The organism is Stenotrophomonas sp. STEN018, from assembly GCF_056760235.1.
In genome coordinates, this window is the sequence record NZ_JBRREK010000072.1 from 1 (window position 1) to 15,834 (window position 15,834).

The 15,834-nt window shown below is 64.0% G+C and carries 15 protein-coding genes; 6 read left to right on the plus strand and 9 right to left on the minus strand.

The genetic code is table 11. From position 1 onward, the window contains the following. Positions 1-231 precede the first annotated feature (231 nt). The 6 genes from pstS to ACVOMB_RS18920 all read right to left on the minus strand — a co-directional run bounded on the left by pstS (position 232) and on the right by ACVOMB_RS18920 (position 5,725). Positions 232-1,251: a phosphate ABC transporter substrate-binding protein PstS gene (gene pstS / locus ACVOMB_RS18895; RefSeq protein WP_481532596.1), complete on the minus strand. Its 1,020-nt coding sequence runs from the start codon at positions 1,249-1,251 to the stop codon at positions 232-234. Between the two features lie 117 nt (positions 1,252-1,368). Further along, positions 1,369-2,148, minus strand: coding sequence for a PA3715 family protein (locus tag ACVOMB_RS18900; RefSeq protein ID WP_481532597.1), 780 nt, complete (start codon positions 2,146-2,148; stop codon positions 1,369-1,371). 267 nt (positions 2,149-2,415) lie between these two features. Then, the gene (locus ACVOMB_RS18905; RefSeq protein ID WP_481532598.1) at positions 2,416-3,627 is read right to left on the minus strand and encodes an OprO/OprP family phosphate-selective porin; all 1,212 of its coding nucleotides are present in this window, start codon (positions 3,625-3,627) and stop codon (positions 2,416-2,418) included. 169 nt (positions 3,628-3,796) lie between these two features. Continuing rightward, positions 3,797-4,438 carry an endonuclease III gene (gene nth, locus ACVOMB_RS18910; protein WP_481532599.1) on the minus strand — a complete coding sequence of 214 codons (642 nt, stop codon included), beginning with the start codon at positions 4,436-4,438 and terminating at the stop codon, positions 3,797-3,799. 137 nt (positions 4,439-4,575) lie between these two features. Continuing rightward, the gene (locus ACVOMB_RS18915; protein ID WP_481532600.1) at positions 4,576-4,935 is read right to left on the minus strand and encodes a hypothetical protein; all 360 of its coding nucleotides are present in this window, start codon (positions 4,933-4,935) and stop codon (positions 4,576-4,578) included. Between the two features lie 7 nt (positions 4,936-4,942). Continuing rightward, positions 4,943-5,725 (minus strand): enoyl-CoA hydratase/isomerase family protein, encoded by a 783-nt coding sequence (locus ACVOMB_RS18920; RefSeq protein ID WP_481532601.1) that lies wholly within the window; start codon positions 5,723-5,725, stop codon positions 4,943-4,945. Positions 5,726-5,894: 169 nt separating this feature from the next. Here ACVOMB_RS18920 and ACVOMB_RS18925 point away from each other — a divergent pair, with 169 nt between their 5' ends. After that, positions 5,895-6,596, plus strand: a complete 702-nt coding sequence (locus tag ACVOMB_RS18925; RefSeq protein WP_481532602.1) for an FKBP-type peptidyl-prolyl cis-trans isomerase N-terminal domain-containing protein — start codon at positions 5,895-5,897, stop codon at positions 6,594-6,596. A 447-nt stretch (positions 6,597-7,043) separates the two neighbouring features. Here ACVOMB_RS18925 and ACVOMB_RS18930 read toward each other — a convergent pair whose 3' ends face one another. Both ACVOMB_RS18930 and ACVOMB_RS18935 read right to left on the minus strand, forming a co-directional pair. Further along, the gene (locus ACVOMB_RS18930; protein WP_481532603.1) at positions 7,044-8,732 is read right to left on the minus strand and encodes a PA domain-containing protein; all 1,689 of its coding nucleotides are present in this window, start codon (positions 8,730-8,732) and stop codon (positions 7,044-7,046) included. Continuing rightward, entirely contained in the window at positions 8,729-9,160 is a 432-nt protein-coding gene (locus ACVOMB_RS18935) for a post-PEP-CTERM-1 domain-containing protein (RefSeq protein WP_481532604.1), read from the minus strand. Before ACVOMB_RS18935 ends, ACVOMB_RS18930 begins: the two co-directional genes overlap by 4 nt. Positions 9,161-9,494: 334 nt before the next feature. Between ACVOMB_RS18935 and ACVOMB_RS18940 the strand changes: the two genes are divergently transcribed. The 3 genes from ACVOMB_RS18940 to ACVOMB_RS18950 all read left to right on the plus strand — a co-directional run bounded on the left by ACVOMB_RS18940 (position 9,495) and on the right by ACVOMB_RS18950 (position 12,198). Continuing rightward, the gene (locus tag ACVOMB_RS18940) at positions 9,495-10,310 is read left to right on the plus strand and encodes an NUDIX hydrolase (RefSeq protein ID WP_481532605.1); all 816 of its coding nucleotides are present in this window, start codon (positions 9,495-9,497) and stop codon (positions 10,308-10,310) included. After that, on the plus strand, positions 10,307-11,209 hold the full coding sequence (locus ACVOMB_RS18945) for a sulfurtransferase (protein WP_481532606.1): 903 nt from the start codon (positions 10,307-10,309) through the stop codon (positions 11,207-11,209). The genes ACVOMB_RS18940 and ACVOMB_RS18945 overlap by 4 nt, the downstream gene beginning before the upstream one ends. Positions 11,210-11,277: 68 nt before the next feature. After that, entirely contained in the window at positions 11,278-12,198 is a 921-nt protein-coding gene (locus ACVOMB_RS18950; RefSeq protein ID WP_481532610.1) for a DUF1684 domain-containing protein, read from the plus strand. A gap of 19 nt (positions 12,199-12,217) precedes the next feature. On the opposite strand, the gene ACVOMB_RS18955 is transcribed toward ACVOMB_RS18950, so the two are convergent. Beyond that, positions 12,218-12,781: an N-acetylmuramoyl-L-alanine amidase gene (locus ACVOMB_RS18955; RefSeq protein ID WP_481532607.1), complete on the minus strand. Its 564-nt coding sequence runs from the start codon at positions 12,779-12,781 to the stop codon at positions 12,218-12,220. 51 nt (positions 12,782-12,832) lie between these two features. On the opposite strand from ACVOMB_RS18955, the gene ACVOMB_RS18960 reads away from it, so the two are divergent. Both ACVOMB_RS18960 and rlmKL read left to right on the plus strand, forming a co-directional pair. Next, the gene (locus tag ACVOMB_RS18960) at positions 12,833-13,360 is read left to right on the plus strand and encodes a YqiA/YcfP family alpha/beta fold hydrolase (RefSeq protein ID WP_481532608.1); all 528 of its coding nucleotides are present in this window, start codon (positions 12,833-12,835) and stop codon (positions 13,358-13,360) included. A 132-nt stretch (positions 13,361-13,492) separates the two neighbouring features. Next, entirely contained in the window at positions 13,493-15,631 is a 2,139-nt protein-coding gene (gene rlmKL, locus ACVOMB_RS18965) for a bifunctional 23S rRNA (guanine(2069)-N(7))-methyltransferase RlmK/23S rRNA (guanine(2445)-N(2))-methyltransferase RlmL (protein WP_481532609.1), read from the plus strand. Positions 15,632-15,834 lie beyond the last annotated feature (203 nt).

A 15,834-nucleotide genomic window follows, 5' to 3' on the forward strand; every position in this document is an offset into this window, starting at 1 on the left:
CGCGTGGGGGGTATTCAAAAGCGGCCGGGATTTCGATCCGACCATGCTGAGAATAGGTCAAGCCTGCTTCCAGCAGGCTTGACCGCGAACATAGGATCTCGGCTCTACAGGGCTTTCGGGACTTCCGGCTTCGCGGCTGACGCCGCTCCCACAAAAACAAAACAGAAAAAAGCGCGGATCACTTGATCCGCGCTTGAGACGACGAGGGAGAGGGTCCCGCCGGCTCTTTACTCAGTAGCGCAGGTTCTGCTGCCAGTAGGTCTCAATCTGGCGGACCAACGGGTCCGGCAGCGGCACGTAGTCCAGCTGACGGGCCTGGGCGTCGCCGTTGGCGTAGATCCAGCGGAAGTACTCGACGGCGGCCTTGGCACCTTCAGCGCTCTTGGGCTGCTTGCGCATCAGGATGAAGTTGGTGGCGGTGATCGGCCAAGCCTGCTCGCCCGGGGCGTTGGTCATCACCAGGTAGAAGTCACGTGCATTGGCCCAGTCGGCGCTGGCTGCGGCAGCCGAGAAGCTCTCGTCACGCGGCTGCACGAAGTTGCCGGCAGCGTTCTTCATGCGCGAGAAGGTCAGGCGGTTCTGCAGTGCGTAGGAGAACTCCACGTAGCCGATCGAACCCTTGATCTGCTTGACGTAAGCGGCCACGCCTTCGTTGCCCTTGCCGCCGATGCCGGCCGGCCACTGGACGCTGGTGCCTTCGCCGACGCTGGTCTTCCAATCGGCATTGACCTTGGACAGGTAGTTGACGAAGTTGAAGGTGGTGCCCGAACCGTCAGAGCGGTGTACGACAGTGATCTTGGTGTCCGGCAGGGTCAGGCCGGCGTTCAGGGCGACGATGGCCGGATCATTCCACTTGGTGATCTTGCCCAGGAAGATGTTGGCCAGGGTCGGGCCATCCAGCTTCATCGCGCCCGGCTCAACGCCGGCAACATTGAGCACCGGCACCACGCCGCCAATCACCGACGGGAACTGCACCAGGCCTGCGGATGCCAGTTCTTCCGGCTTCAACGGGGCGTCGGACGAGCCGAAGTCCACCGTGTTGGCCTTGATCTGGGCAATGCCGCCGCCCGAGCCGATCGATTGGTAGTTCACGCGCTTGCTGGTAGCGGTGTTGTAATCCGCCGACCACTTGGACATGACCGGGTAGATGAAGGACGCGCCGGCGCCGGTAACATCGGCAGCGTTGGCGGCGAACACGGACGACGCTGCGAGGATGGCAACGGCTGCGCGCGATTTGATGGCGTGGATCACAAGTGGCTCCTGGGAGGTGTGAATGTGCGGTGAGTTCCGCCCGGCGCCTATTTCATAACGATTTGATGACAGTGCAGCGTCTGTCACATGACGTTCAAATGACAATGCCTCATGTCATCAGAATGTTGCTTCTATCTCGCGGGGGAGCGGGTAAGAGTGACCCTTTGGCTGCAGCTTGAAGCTGCGAACGGGGTGGTCTTCCCGCTGTTCAATGCAGCTGCCAGCGGCATCCTCATGGCTGACGGTGCTGGCACCGCGCTCGCGCACCGTCAGTGCTGCCCAGCCCTGTGCCGGGGTGGGGCCAGCCTCCAGCGTGCGCTTTGTTTCATGGAACTCACCGGCACAGCGGGTGTCCCATTCGCCGCCGCTGCTGGAGACCACGATCTGCGCGGTAACAGCCTCCAGGTTGATGCCGTTGAATACCAGTAGCTGCAGCCAGGTTTCGCTGAAAGGGTTGGGCTGCGACGAGTTGCTGCGTGAGCTGCGGACGCCGAACGCGCGCACGCTGGGGGAGAGGTTGTAACGTGCGGTATCCAGGCCGACGCTGTCGACATGGATGGCATCGCTGCTCATCACTTCAGGCAGGCGCAGGCCCGCGCGTGGACGCAGGCTGGCGCTGTCGACCACCAGTACATCCAGGTCGCCTTGCTGCACTTCACCGTTGAATTCCTCCGGACCCAGTACCGGTACTGCGATCAAGGTCAACGACGTGTCGGCCGGCCAGACGCGGCAAGCGCCACGTTCGGCGTCGACGGCCCAGCCAGGACGGTCGGGCAGGGCGTTGATATCGCGTTGCTGGTAGGCCTGGGTGATGCGCGCAGCGCTGTCACCACCGCAATCCTGGGCGAAGGCGGTGATGGGTAGGGAAAACAGCAGTACGAGCAGGCAGGTGCGCATGGGGCCATCCAGTCGGTGCGCTCCCTGAGGTTTGTTGTAGGAGCGGCATGAGCCGCGAAGCTTACACAGCTTCAGCTTGTGGAATTGCTCGTGCCCTGGTTTTTGTAGGAGCGGCATAAGCCGCGAAGCTGACACACCCGCAGATTGCGATAATCGCTTGCGCATCGGCGCCGCCAGCTTCGCGGCTTATGCCGCTCCTACAAAAACCATCGCTGTAACGACGAACGCCCCTTGCGGGGCGTTCTTGGTGTTGCATGCAGCCAATGCTTACCAGAAGAACTGCAGGCGCGCTTCCAGGATGTCCGGCTTGTCGCTGACAAACTTCTTGCTGGCCGAAACGTACTTGTTGCTGTCGACCATCACGTAGTTCAACGAGGCCTTGAAGTTGGAGCGCCAGTACCAGTTGGCGCCCACGGTCCAGATGTCCATCTTGCCGCCGAGCACGCCGTCCACCAGCGGAGTCCCGCCGACCACGGCCGGGGCTTTCAGGCCGCCGTCATTCAGATCGATATGGTCAAAGCGTGCGCCCAGCTGCCACATGCCACGGCCTGGTTCGTCCGGCAGGCCGAGGCTCGGGGTGCCGCCCTTGTAACCCCAGGTCTCACCGGTGACGTTCCACACGCCGCTGATGTAATAGCCGTCGGTGCTGTAGTTGGCGTGGTCGTAACGCTTGGCCTTGGAGCTGTAATACTCGCCCTGGGCCTTGAACGGGCCGCGCACGTACATCGCTTCGGCGCCGATGGTGCTCAGGCGGTCGGTGTCCTTCAGGTCGCCGCTGTCGACCAGACGCACGGTAGCCAGATCGGCGTTCGGGCGCGCGCGCAGGCGCAGCAGGTCGGCGTCGGTGTCGTAATCGACGTAGCTCAGGCCAAGGTGCAGGATGTTGCCCTTCTCGTTGATCGGGGCGAAGGTGCCGCGCACGCCGTAGCCGCTGCCGTGGGCCAGTTTGCGGGTCAGCTCGCGGCCGAAGGCCGATGCAGTGACCGACCAGTTGGCATCACCCAGACCGTAGCCAACGCCGAGGCGGCGGGCAACGGCGTAGGTGTTGGTAACGGTAGCCTTGGAGATGAAGTCGTTGTTCTTGGTGCTGGACAGCTCTTCCAGGCTGTTCGGCTGCTTGTACTGGCCGGCCTGCAGGAAGTGGTTGCTGTTGCCGCCCAGCTTGTACTTGACGTTGGTGTCCAGGAATTTGTCGGCCTTGGCGTCATAGCCGACCACCCACTCGATATTGCCCGGGCCCTTGCCCTTCAGCACCAACTCGGCGCGACGCAGTTCGAACTCGCTGTCCTTGCCGTTCTTGCCGGTATTGCCGTTCAAGTCAGCCTTGTCATTGCTGAACCAGTTGCCGTCGGCCTGGACCAGACCTTCGAAGGTGATTTCGGAACCGCCAATAACGTCGATGGCGACTTCAGCGTGTGCAGCCGGCGCGAACAGTGCAGCAGCCACGGCCGCAGTGAGGAGTTGGCGATGCAGTTTCATTGGGTGGGTAGCCTTGCAGGCAGTTGGAGGTTGCTGCGAAGGCTAGGGCGTAAAGATTGCGTAAATGTGACAGTTCGGCGACCAGCTTACGCCCGGTGGCACAAGGGCCTGCGTATTGAGCCTTGGAGCTGTTACGGGAAAGTGTCGTGCAGATGGCAGCCGCCAATGCTTACGCAGCGTCGGCGGTCTTGTCCTTGAAGTGGCAGAGGTCGCGAATCACGCATTGCGGGCAATCCGGCTTGCGCGCCTTGCAGACATAGCGCCCGTGCAGGATCAGCCAGTGGTGCGCATCCTGCAGAAATTCTTCCGGAATGACCTTCATCAGGCCATCCTCGACCACCCGCACATCCTTGCCCGGGGCGAGCCCGGTGCGGTTGGAGACGCGGAAGATATGCGTGTCTACCGCCATCGTCGGCTGGCCAAAGGCAGTATTGAGCACCACGTTGGCGGTCTTGCGGCCAACCCCGGGCAGGGCCTCCAGTGCGGAGCGCTCGGCCGGCACTTCGCCGGCGTATTTCTCCACCAGGATCGCGCAGGCGGCAATCACGTTCTTGGCCTTGGCGTTGAACAGGCCGATGGTGGCGATGTAAGGCTTCAGTCCTTCTTCGCCCAGGGCAAGAATGGCCTGGGCGGTATTGGCCACCGGGAACAGCTTGCGGGTGGCCTTGTTGACGCCAACATCGGTGGCCTGCGCCGACAAGGTCACTGCCACCAGCAGCTCGAAAGGTGAGCTGTATTCCAGCTCGGTGGTCGGGTGCGGGTTGAGCTCACGCAGACGCGTGAACATCTCCAGTACTTCGGCGGCAGTCATGCGTTTGCTGCCGCGAGCCAATGTGCTTTTCGGCGCTGCGGTTTTTTTTGCCGGAGCGCTCCTTACCGCGATCTTCTTTGCACCGACTTTTTTTGGGGCTGTCTTCTTCACTGTCGTTTTCTTCACTGCAACTGCCTTCATGTGCCCGGCTTCTCTGCGGCGCGCGCCTTGGCCCGGGCAAGGATTGCCGCCGCCGCCGAGGGCAGGGCCGGCTTGCTGTCTGCTACCGGCGGTGGCGCACGACGCGCCTGACGCTCTGCATCGCGACGTTCAAGCCGGGCGGCGCGGGCACGATAGCGCTCACGTGCAGCCCAGGCCGCGTGCAACTGCTGCTGGGCCTGCTGGAGTTGCTGTGGCAGCTGCGGGTGCGCAGGATCCAGCAGCGCGTCGCCGGGCTGCGGCAGGTAGTTCATCAGCCCGGCACGCAGCGCCGCATCCAGATCATCGTCCAGTACGAATTGCAGCAGTTGGCGTGGCGTGGCGCTTGCGTTGGACATGGACAACTCAGCGATTCTTGAATTCCGGCTTGCGGCGTTCCAGGAAGGCACTGGTGCCTTCGCGCATGTCGTCGGTGGAGAACACCAGGCCGAACTGCGCGCTTTCGTATTCCAGCCCTTCCTCGATAGCGCACTCACCACCGACGTTGATCGCGTCGAGGATGCCGCGCAGGGCCAACGGCGCCGCGTTGGCCAGCTGTTCGGCCAGCTTGGTGGTTTCTGCTTCCAGCTCGGCGGCCGGCACCACGCGGTTGACCAGGCCCAGCTGCTGGGCGCGCTCGGCGCTGATCGGCGCACCGAGCAGGCAAAGTTCCAGTGCGGCTGCGCGGCCAGCCAAGCGCAACAGGCGCTGGGTGCCGCCGAAACCCGGCACCAAGCCCAGGTTGATCTCGGGCTGGCCGACCTTGGCGCTGTCGGCGGCGATCCGCAGGTGGCAGGCCATGGCCAGTTCCATGCCGCCGCCCAATGCAAAACCATTCACCATCGCGATGACCGGCTTGTTCAGGCGCTCGATCCGGCGCATCAGGCGCTGCCCGACCAGCGAGAAGTCACGGCCCTGAACCGGGGTCAGTGCGTTCATTTCAGAGATGTCCGCCCCGGCAACGAAGGCTTTGCTGCCGGCGCCAGTCAGGATTACCACTCTTACGTCCTCAGCCTGCGCCGCTTCGGCAAAGGCAGCATCCAGCGTTTCCAGGGTTAGCCGGTTGAGGGCATTGAGCTTCTCCGGGCGCTGCACGGTGATGGTGCGGACGCCTGCATGGGTGCTGATCGAAACCGGTGACTCGGACATAAGGGGAAAGCCTCGAAACGTTAAAAAAAAGTAATGTCTGGAACTCTTTCAATCTGTGACGGTCATAGATGAGCGTCGTCAGTGGCGGACAGCCTTTGTGACGGCTATCCTAACCCGTCGCCTCTAGCGGCATGCTTGCCCTGAGACACCATTCCTGGAGAACTGTTTGATGAAGTTGCGTTCTATTGCGGTCGCCGTGGCCGCCCTGGCCGTCACCGGCACCGCTTTCGCCCAGGACATCGCGTCCGAAAAGGGCAAGCTGAGCTATTACTTCGGCTATGACTACGGTAACAACCTGGCCGAACTCACCGGCCGTGGCGAGCAGCTGGACATCGCTTCGGTGGTGAAGGGCCTGCAGGATGCCTATGCCAAGAAGCAGCCGGCAATCACTGCCGATCAGCTGAAGCCGGCGGTTGAAGCATTCCAGCGTCGCGAGCAGGGCCGTGCCCAGGCCGCCAAGGCCGAGTACGAAAAGGCTGCCGCTGAAAACAAGACCCGCAGTGACCAGTTCATTGCCGCCAACAAGGCCAAGGCCGGCGTGCAGACCCTGGCCAGCGGCGTGCAGTACCGCGTGATCGAAGCCGGTGCCGGCGCCAAGCCGACCCAGGCCAGCACCGTTGCGCTGGAAGTTGCCGGTCCGTTCCCGTACGGCCAGCGTCCGACCGAAGCTCGCCCGGCACAGTCGATTCCGTCGATCAAGCTGAGCGAAGTGGAAATGGCTGCCATGCGCGAAACCCTGCTGCAGATGCCGGCTGGCGCCAAGTGGGAAGTCACCCTGCCGGCGGACAAGGCCTACGGTGCCGACCCGCGCACGCCGTTCCCGCCGAACGTGGCTGTGCAGTTCGAGATCAAGCTGGTCAGCGTCAAGTAATAGCGACCCAGTGATGCAATACGAAGCGCCGGTGGCAACACCGGCGCTTTCTTTTTGTCCGCGGTTCGCACTGGATTGCAGGTGCTGCTGATCCATGCTCGACTGAGGCTCTGTCAGCGTCGCCAGCATCTTGTCCGGGATCCCGGTAGTGCTGAGCCATGCTCGGCAGGGGCTCTACCCGCGACGCCAGCAGCTGCGCGTCATCAGCGATCAGCCCAATGCATGCGCGCTATTGGATCAGGCAGCAGGAGGCGACCATCGCAAGCTGGACAGTTGCAGGGCAGGTGGCTATCAACGCTGTGCGCAACACAAAAGAAGAGCCGGCGCCCGCAAGGCGCCCGCGCTTCTTGACAATACAGTGCTTGTTCCGGGCAAGCCGCTGGCAGCACTGCTGGAGCCCCTGCCGAGCATGGCTCGGCACTACAGGCAATCTCTGTTGGACTGGTTCTACGGCGTCGTCACCTTGGCCGCACACGTGCGGATGCCGGCCTGCTCGACGGTACTGATCATGCTGGCGGCTCTCAACGAGGCTGCGGTGTCGTTCATGCAGCGCAGGTAGAGTGCCCGGTTGCCCTTGGCGGTTGTGCGGCACAGACGATCCTGTGCCTGCACATTGGCGCCTGCGATCAAACCGGGGTCCTTGAACAGCTTTACCCCCGTATCGCAGCTGCCGATGCGTGCAGTGCCTGCATTCAAGTCCCAACCTTCGTCGACAAACGCTGCCAAGGTGAGGTCGACCATGCGCCCAGCGTCGGTATTGGGGCTGTTGGCCGGCTCCATCAACGCGTCGGGTATCAACACACTTTCAAAGTGTGAGAACGTCGAGCCGCTGGCAACCACCGCGGGTGCGTATAGCAGTGGACGTCCGTTGGCATCGGCACCGGCATAGCGCCCGGCAACCTGGCCCAATGCCGCGGTCAACGCGGTGCCCGCCTGTGCTGCTGCTTTGATCAGGTTGGCATCGGTGAGATTGACGCTCAGGGTAGGGATGGTGGCGTTGACGCTGGGGTCTTCCGCCATGCCGGGCGCCGTGCCCGGATCGCCGGAACTGGCAACGTTGCCGATGATCGCTGCGACCGCACCTGCTGCCTGTGCATTGGCTGCCTTGATCTCGAACGCGCAGCCGCCACGATTGATGTAGGCAACCTTGCCGCTGAGGCTGCCGGCAGGAATCGCTTCGCAGGCATCGGCGGTATCGGCGCCGGTGCCGTCGTTGGCAACGGCAACCGCGCCGCTGAAGTTGGCAGGAGTGGCTGGAGGGCCGAACGATGCGGTGCCAAAGAACTGCGTGACCACGCTGCTGCCGTTGACCGAAAGTACCACTGCAGGGTCAAGCCACAATGGCGTTTGTGCCCTTGTGGTTGCGCCATTCCAGGCCGGTGCGCCACGGGTCTTGATTGATGCGGCGCGCAGCGCATTGGTCATGCTCGCTTCGGTGAAGCGCTTGCCGGACAGGTTGTCGAAGGCGTTTTCGGTATAGACGTCCGAATAGCCGTAGTACTGGGGAATGCCAAGGCGCTCGCCCAGTCGTCCCGTTGTGTAGCCGACGAAACCGGAGAAGCCGAGGCCGTGGCCGATTTCATGCATCACCACGTCAAGGAAGCTGATCCGGTCTGCCGGCGCATTGCCGTCCAGGCCGTAGTACCAGCCCGAGCCGGTCATGCAGGGTGTGCCGTCAGGATTGCTGCCGCCCAGATTGTTGTTGAAGCGGCTGGTGATATCGGTGCCAGCGCCGCTGATGGTGATGCGGCTGCCATTGAGTGCGTTGGCCAATGGGGCGTGATAGATCATGCCCAGGGTAGCCCCTGACGGTGGCGTGGTTGCGATCCAGGAAGCACCGGCCGAGCCCAAGGTGCCACCGGTAGCCGTGCAGGTCAGATCCTGGAAGCTGGCACCGACGAAGGTCTCCACATCGCTCTGCAGTACCGCGCCCCATAGATCGGCGGCAAATTGATAGACGATGCGGCGTTGTTCGCCAACACTTTTACCGGGGTTGCCGCCTTCCGGCGCGCGTACGGTGGGGTCGTTGAGGCCTATGCCGGCCGGATCCTGATTGATGGGGGTGATGATGCCGGCGTGCGCAGTGGTGGCGAGCAGGCAGCTGCCGATGACGGCTGAGAGCAGCAAGGTCTTCATTCGGACACCTCCTGCCTGCCGTGCGAAAGCGGGGCGCCATTCTCCAGGATATGCACCTCACCCGCGGCGTCGCGCTCAATGCTCAGCGAATTCAGCGCAGACAGCGGCAGATCGGCGGTGCTCATGCCGTTGCTCTGCATCCGTATGGTCTTGGCAGCGTCGGTGCCGGTCTGCGGAATACGTGCCCAGGCGGCGTTGGTTCCGGCGGCGCTGCGGCTTGCCGACGGCATCGCGTTGGCCTTGTCGGAAAGTGCCCGGATTTCTGTATCGGTGAGTTTGCGCAGTTTGCCGGTCTTGGCATCGATGCCGGCGACCATGCCGCTTTCGGTAGGGGTACTTGGGTTGCCGTCCGTTGGCGGCTCATGGGCCTGTACTGAAAGGCTGGCGGACAGTGCCAGCGCCGATAACAACAAGGAGGGTTTTGCCATTCTCATTTCCGGGCTCCGCTTACAGAGTGAAAAGCGATAAGGCTCCATCCGTATGCAGGCGAGGCAGGTGTCGAACAGCCACGCTGATCGAACGCGCGTCTCGCGCATCGGATGATTCGTGTTCCCCCTGTCGGCAACTGGAGTGTGCCCGTTGATGAACCCAGGCTCAACCACAATTTGATGGCCGTCACATAATGAATGGGAGTAAGCGCTGGCAGGCCAGGCCGGAGCGAGGCCCTCATGGGCATCTACATTGCCATTGGAGCAAGGCAAATCCAGTGATGCAAAAGGCGGGTAACTGGTCCGAAAGTGCGCCTCGCGCTACGCTAGCGCGATGTCTGAATTGATGGATGCACCTGCTCGTGTCATCTCCAGCCCCTGCATTGGCATCTGTGCGCTTGATGCGCAGGGTTATTGCCGTGGTTGCTGGCGCAATGGTGCCGAGATCGGTGGCTGGCTGCGTATGAGCGAGGACGAGCGGCGGCGGGTAATGACACATGAATTGTCAAGGCGTGCACGTCATGCGGCGGCATTTGCTGATCAACTGCAGGGCCGTGATCGGCTGCAGCAGGCCTTGATGCCATTGACCCAAACGCCAACTGGACAGGGCTGGAACCGTTCCGAGCTGGAAGACCTGTTGCCGCCTGGGCCGCCGGTGGAAGCGGCGGTATTGGCTGGGTTGGTGCCGCGCGCGCAGGGTACCCAGGTGATTTTGACCCGACGTACCGAGGCGCTGCGCAACCATGGCGGACAGGTGGGCTTCCCCGGTGGCCGTATCGAAACCGTCGATCGCAATCCGCTGGCGGCAGCCTTGCGTGAGAGCGACGAGGAAATCGCTTTGCAGCGCGACCAGGTATTGGCGCTTGGCTATCTGGACCCGTTCATCACCATCACCGGGTTCCGGGTGACGCCGGTGGTTGCGGTGGTAGACCCCGCGTTCGTCGCGCGCCCCGAACCCGGTGAAGTTGCCGAGGTATTCGAAGTGCCGCTGGATTACCTGATGGACCCGGCCAATCTGCGTCAGGTGGAGATCGAGCATGGTGGGCGTATCCGCCATGTCATGGAATACAGCTGGCCCGGACAGCGCATATGGGGGGCGACCGCAGCCATCCTCTACAACCTTCGTCGTCGTTTGGAGCAGATGGCATGAGCCAGACCAGCATTTCGTGGACCACGCTGGTCGATGCAGCGGATCTGGCTGAGGCTTTGGCGCAGCCGATAGTTCGCGTGGTCGATGCCCGGACTGCTGCCAGCGCCACGCTACGGGTGATGGATGCACGCTACTCGCTGGCAGACAAGCAATCCGGCGCGGCTGGCTATACCGCAGGGCATATTCCTGGTGCGGTTTACGCCGATCTGGAAAGAGACCTGTCGGACATGCGCAAGCAAGGGCATGGCCGGCATCCGCTGCCAGATAGTGAGGTCTTTGCCGAGCTTCTGGGCGGGTGGGGTATTGCGCCCGATACCCAGGTGGTGGTCTACGATGCGGCCGATGGCAGCATGGCGGCGGCGCGTCTGTGGTGGTTGCTGCGATTGATCGGCCATCGCAAGGTCGCCGTGCTTGATGGTGGGCTGGCAGCGTGGCAAGCGGCAGGGCACGCGCTTGATGCGGCCCCGGTTGTAGTCGCCGCGTTGTCGCCCTATCCCGGTCATTTCGATATGACCCAGGTGGTCAGCATCGATGAAGTGCAGTCGCGCTTGTCACAGACGCCGGCATGGCTGCTGGATGCGCGTGCCGGTGAACGTTACCGCGGCGAAGTCGAGCCCTTGGATCGGGTCGCAGGGCATGTCCCCGGCGCGCTGAACCGGCCGTTCGGCATGAACCTGCGTGATGGTCGTTTCCGTTCTGCGCAGGAGCTGCACGCTGAGTTGGCGCCGCTGTTGTCCGGGCAGGCGCCGGAGCAGATGGCGGTGATGTGTGGTTCGGGCGTCACTGCCTGTCATCTCGCCCTGGCGTTTGCGCATGCCGGCATGCCCGGGTTGCGTGTGTTCAGTGATTCCTGGAGTGGCTGGTCCAGCGATGCAGGCAGGCCGGTCGCCACAGTTTGAGTGATCAGTACGCCGCGAGTGGGCGCGGTGCCGATGGTTATGAATGCTTCGGGGGAAGCGTGCGTTCATTGAAATGGCTAGGTGTAGCGCTGTTGGCGGCGGTTCTTGGGGCATGCAATGCGCCGGGCAGCGGCTTGTCCGACGATGCAGCGCGTCAGTATCTGCGCGACATTGAACAGTGGCGGACGCAGCGTCTGGCCGAGCTGCGCGCGCCCGATGGTTGGCTCAGCTACACCGGCTCGGGCCGGCTCAAGACCGGTGCTTACCGGGTGGGCAGCGCTGCGGCCAATGATGTGGTGTTGCCCAGTGGTCCTGCCGAGCTTGGTTTCCTGCAGGTGGACCGCGATGGCGAAGCCACCTTCACCGCAGGTACCCGCGCGGGTGCTCAGATGAACGGCCAGCCGCTGCAGCAGACGGTGCTGGTACCCGGTGTCGCCCATGTCAACGAGGCCAGTCGCATTGAAGTGGGTGACTCGGAGTTCTATCTGGTGCGTACCGGCAGCATCCTGGGCTGGCGCTACCGCGACCCGCAATCGCCGCGGCGCCTGGCGTTTACGGCTATCGAACACTTTCCGGTCGACCCGAAATGGAACATCAGCGCGCAATGGCGGCCGTTCCCGGCGCCCAAGCAGGCGGTATTGCTGACCTCGATCGGTACGCCGTTGCCGGCGGTTGTGCCGGGTGAGGCCGTGTTTGAGGTAAATGGGCGCAGCTATCACCTGCAGCCGGTGCTGGATGAGGCCGCACCGCCATCGCGGCGCTTGTTCTTCCTGTTGTCGGACCGCACCAGTGGTCGCGAAACCTATGGTGGTGCGCGTTATGTGTACGCGGCGATGCCCGCCGACGGTGTGGTGCAGTTGGACTTCAATCGCGCCGAAAACCCACCCTGCGCGTTCACCCCACACGTGGTGTGTCCGATTGCGCCGGCCATCAACCGGCTGGATCTTGCGGTGACGGCCGGCGAAAAGTTCCAGTACCTGCCGCAGTAAGCGGCTGCCAAGGTGTTGCTCAGTCCGGCAGCCGCTGCAGATCAATGGCGCGCAGCACCAGTTCCCACGGGAACATCGGGCCGGGATCGAGCTTGCGCTGCACACTGAGGCCGGGGTCATCGCTGGCCGGCTCCAAGGCCGTGTCCAACTGCTCATGGCCGGCGATGTAGCGCAGCGACGGCAGCGCCTGCGGCAGCCACTCCAGCAGCCTTACCAGCGCGGCGATCTGCGCTTCGGGATAGGCCTCGCTCATGGCCTGGTTGTTGGAATCGAACCAGTTTGGCCAGCGCCCACGGTTGACCAGCTCGATGCCGATCGAACGCGGGTTGATGCCGCGCACGTGATGGGCAACGCGGTCCAGCGCGATGTATTGCTGGATGCTGCCGTCGCGGTCGATGTAGTAATGGCCGCTGTTGCCGCTGCCGTTGTCGTAGAGCGCACGTTCGCCGTACTCGCGCGCCGTGGCCAGGTCCGGCAGCTCGGTGCAGTGGATCACCACCAGGTCGATCTCGGCGGGCTTGCGCTGCGCCAGCTGGTGTTCGTAGGGCAGCGGTTTGGCGATGATGGAGGGCGGCAGGTGCATGCGTGGATGCTAGCATTCACGCATGATTTCCCCCACGATTTGCCGCCAGCCATGAGCCGCGGCCACTGCATCCTGTCGCACGGCTTCGAGAGCGGGCCGGACGCCACCAAGGTCACCGCGCTGGCCGATGTGGCCGAACGTCTGGGCTGGAGCCACGAACGTCCGGATTACACCGACCTGGACGCCAAGCACGAGATCAGCCGGGTCGGCGACGTGCCGGCGCGGCTGCAGCGGCTGGTGGAGCGTGCGGCCGAGATGGCTGCGCGCGGCCCGCTGGTGCTGGCGGGGTCGAGCCTGGGCGGCTATATCTCGGCGATCACCTCGCTGCAGGTGCCGGTTGCCGGGCTGTTTCTGATGGTGCCGCCGACCACGATGGGGCCGATGCCGGCGCTGGACGCCGCGGCGGTGCCGATCAGCGTGGTCCACGCCTGGAACGACGAGCTGATCCCGGCCGCCGATGTCATTGCCTGGGCCGCAGAGCGCTCGGCACGGCTGCTGCTGGTCGATGACGGCCACCGCCTGATGCGCCATGTGGACGCCTCCTGCCAAGCCTTCGAGGCCTTGCTGCGCGGTTTGTGAACGCGGCTGCCGGCTGAATCCGACGGCGCGGCGGGCAACTGCCTACAATAGAGGCCCTGGATGCCCCGGGGCCGGCCACCGTGCCTGCCTGTCTGGCTGGCCTGATTCCCTTTCTGAAAGTTGATATCTCCCGTGAATTTCTTTGTTTCCTGCGCCAAGGGCCTTGAATACCTGCTCGCCGACGAACTGCTGGCGATGGGCCTGCCGCGGGCGACCGCCACCATTTCCGGCGTCAATGCCGAAGGCGAACTGCGCGATGCGCAGCGCGTGGTGCTGTGGTCGCGCTTGGCCAGCCGGGTGCTGTGGCCGCTGCAGGAATTCGAGTGCCCGGACGAGAACTCGCTGTATCAGGGCGTGGCGGCAATGCCGTGGGACCAGCACATCACCCCCGAGCTGACCTTGTCGGTGGACGCGCATGTGTCCGGCACCGCCATCACCCATGCGCGCTTTGCCGCACAGCGGGTCAAGGACGGCGTGGTCGACAGCCTGCGCGGGCAGGGCATGGAGCGGCCGTCGGTCAATGCTGAATTCCCGGACGTGCGCATCAACCTGTCGCTGCGCAAGGGCCGCGCCACGATCTCGATCGACCTGGGCGGTGGCCCGATGCACCGTCGCGGCTGGCGTATGGCGCAGAACGACGCGCCGCTGAAGGAAAACCTGGCCGCAGCCGTGCTGCTGCGCGCCAACTGGCCGAAGATCCACGCCGAAGGCGGTGGTCTGCTCGACCCGATGTGCGGCAGCGGTACCTTGCTGATCGAAGGCGCCTTGATGGCCGCCGACGTGGCGCCGGGCCTGCAGCGTCACGGCAGCATCCCGCCGAGCCGCTGGCGTGGTTTCGACCAGGCGCAATGGAAAGAACTGACCGCCGAAGCGCGCCAGCGCGAGCAGGTCGGCCGTGCTGCGCTCAAGCAGGTGATCCACGGCAGCGACATCGACCCGCAGGCAATCCGTGCGGCCAAGGAAAATGCCGAAGTGGCCGGCGTCAGCGAAGCCATCTGGTTCGGCGTGCGTGACGTGGCCGACGTGCAGGTGCCGCCGCAGGAAACCGGCTGCGTCGTCTGCAATCCGCCGTACGACGAACGTCTGGCCGCTGACACCGTGCTGTATCGCCGTATCGGCGATGCGCTCAAGCGGGCGGTGCCGACCTGGCGCGCAAGCCTGCTGTGCGGCAGCGCCGACCTGGCGTTTGCCACCGGCCTGCGTGCCGGCAAGAAGTACCAGATGTTCAACGGCGCCATCGAATGCGCGCTGATCGTCTGTGATCCGATTGCCGTGCCTGAGCGCGAGAACGCCGGCCAGCCGCGCGAGCTTAGCGAAGGCGCGCAGATGGTCGCCAACCGCCTGCGCAAGAACCTCAAGAAATTCAAGAACTGGCTGAATCGCGAAGGCATCACCTGCTTCCGTGCCTATGACGCCGATCTGCCGGAATACGCGGCGGCGATCGACGTCTACCGCGAAGACGGTGGCAAGAACCGCACCTTCCTGCATGTGCAGGAATACGCGGCACCAGCCACCATTCCGGACGTGGACGTGCGTCGCCGTCGCAACGAACTGTTGGCTGCTGCCCGCGAAGTGTTCCAGGTGCCGGCTGAGCAGGTCGCCTTGAAGTCGCGCGAGCGCGGCAAGGGCGGCAGCAAGTACGGCCGCTTCGAACAGCGTGGCGAGTTCATCCTGGTGCGTGAGAACAACGCGCTGCTGCGCGTGAATCTGTTCGATTACCTGGACACCGGCTTGTTCCTCGATCACCGTCCACTGCGTACGCATATGGCGCAGGAAGCGCGCGGCAAGCGCTTCCTCAACCTGTTCTGCTACACCGGCGTGGCCAGCGTGGAAGCGGCGGTTGCTGGTGCCTCTTCGACCACCAGCGTCGACCTGTCGGGTACCTACCTGCAGTGGTGCGCCGACAACCTCGCGCTCAATGGTAAAGGCGGCAGCCAGCACACCTTGGTGCAGGGCGACGCGATGACCTGGCTGGAAGCTGAGAAAAATCGTTACGACGTGATCTTCTGCGACCCGCCGACCTTCTCCAACTCGGCGCGCGCCGAGGACTTCGACATTCAGCGCGAGCATGTGCGCCTGCTGCGTGCAGCGATGGATCGCTTGACGTCCGACGGCGTGCTGTACTTCTCCAACAACTTCCGTCGCTTCAAGCTCGACGAGAGCGCGGTGGCCGAGTTCGCCAACTGCCGCGAGATTTCCGCACAGACCATCGGCCCGGATTTCGAGCGCAACGCCCGCATCCACCGCGCCTGGGAATTGCGCCGGATGTAATGCCGGGCAACGCCCCGCATGCTGATCCATGGATCGGCATGCGGGAGGCCTCACCTGTAGTGGGGGGGGGGGGGGGGGGGGGGGGGGGGGGGGGGGGGGGGGGGGGGCGGGGGGGGGGGGCGGGGGGGGGGGGGGGGGGGGGGGGGGGGGGGGGGGGGGGGGGGGGGGGGGGGGGGGCGGGGGGCGGGGGGGGGGGGGGGGGG

Bases quoted from the DNA above. Each gene is read 5' to 3' on its own strand.
- ACVOMB_RS18900 (WP_481532597.1), bottom strand. From the start codon at position 2,148: ATGCGCACCTGCCTGCTCGTACTGCTGTTTTCCCTACCCATCACCGCC.
- ACVOMB_RS18905 (WP_481532598.1), bottom strand. From the start codon at position 3,627: ATGAAACTGCATCGCCAACTCCTCACTGCGGCCGTGGCTGCTGCACTG.
- nth (WP_481532599.1), bottom strand. From the start codon at position 4,438: ATGACTGCCGCCGAAGTACTGGAGATGTTCACGCGTCTGCGTGAGCTC.
- ACVOMB_RS18915 (WP_481532600.1), bottom strand. From the start codon at position 4,935: ATGTCCAACGCAAGCGCCACGCCACGCCAACTGCTGCAATTCGTACTG.
- ACVOMB_RS18920 (WP_481532601.1), bottom strand. From the start codon at position 5,725: ATGTCCGAGTCACCGGTTTCGATCAGCACCCATGCAGGCGTCCGCACC.
- ACVOMB_RS18925 (WP_481532602.1), top strand. From the start codon at position 5,895: ATGAAGTTGCGTTCTATTGCGGTCGCCGTGGCCGCCCTGGCCGTCACC.
- ACVOMB_RS18930 (WP_481532603.1), bottom strand. From the start codon at position 8,732: ATGAAGACCTTGCTGCTCTCAGCCGTCATCGGCAGCTGCCTGCTCGCC.
- ACVOMB_RS18935 (WP_481532604.1), bottom strand. From the start codon at position 9,160: ATGGCAAAACCCTCCTTGTTGTTATCGGCGCTGGCACTGTCCGCCAGC.
- ACVOMB_RS18940 (WP_481532605.1), top strand. From the start codon at position 9,495: ATGTCTGAATTGATGGATGCACCTGCTCGTGTCATCTCCAGCCCCTGC.
- ACVOMB_RS18945 (WP_481532606.1), top strand. From the start codon at position 10,307: ATGAGCCAGACCAGCATTTCGTGGACCACGCTGGTCGATGCAGCGGAT.
- ACVOMB_RS18955 (WP_481532607.1), bottom strand. From the start codon at position 12,781: ATGCACCTGCCGCCCTCCATCATCGCCAAACCGCTGCCCTACGAACAC.
- ACVOMB_RS18960 (WP_481532608.1), top strand. From the start codon at position 12,833: ATGAGCCGCGGCCACTGCATCCTGTCGCACGGCTTCGAGAGCGGGCCG.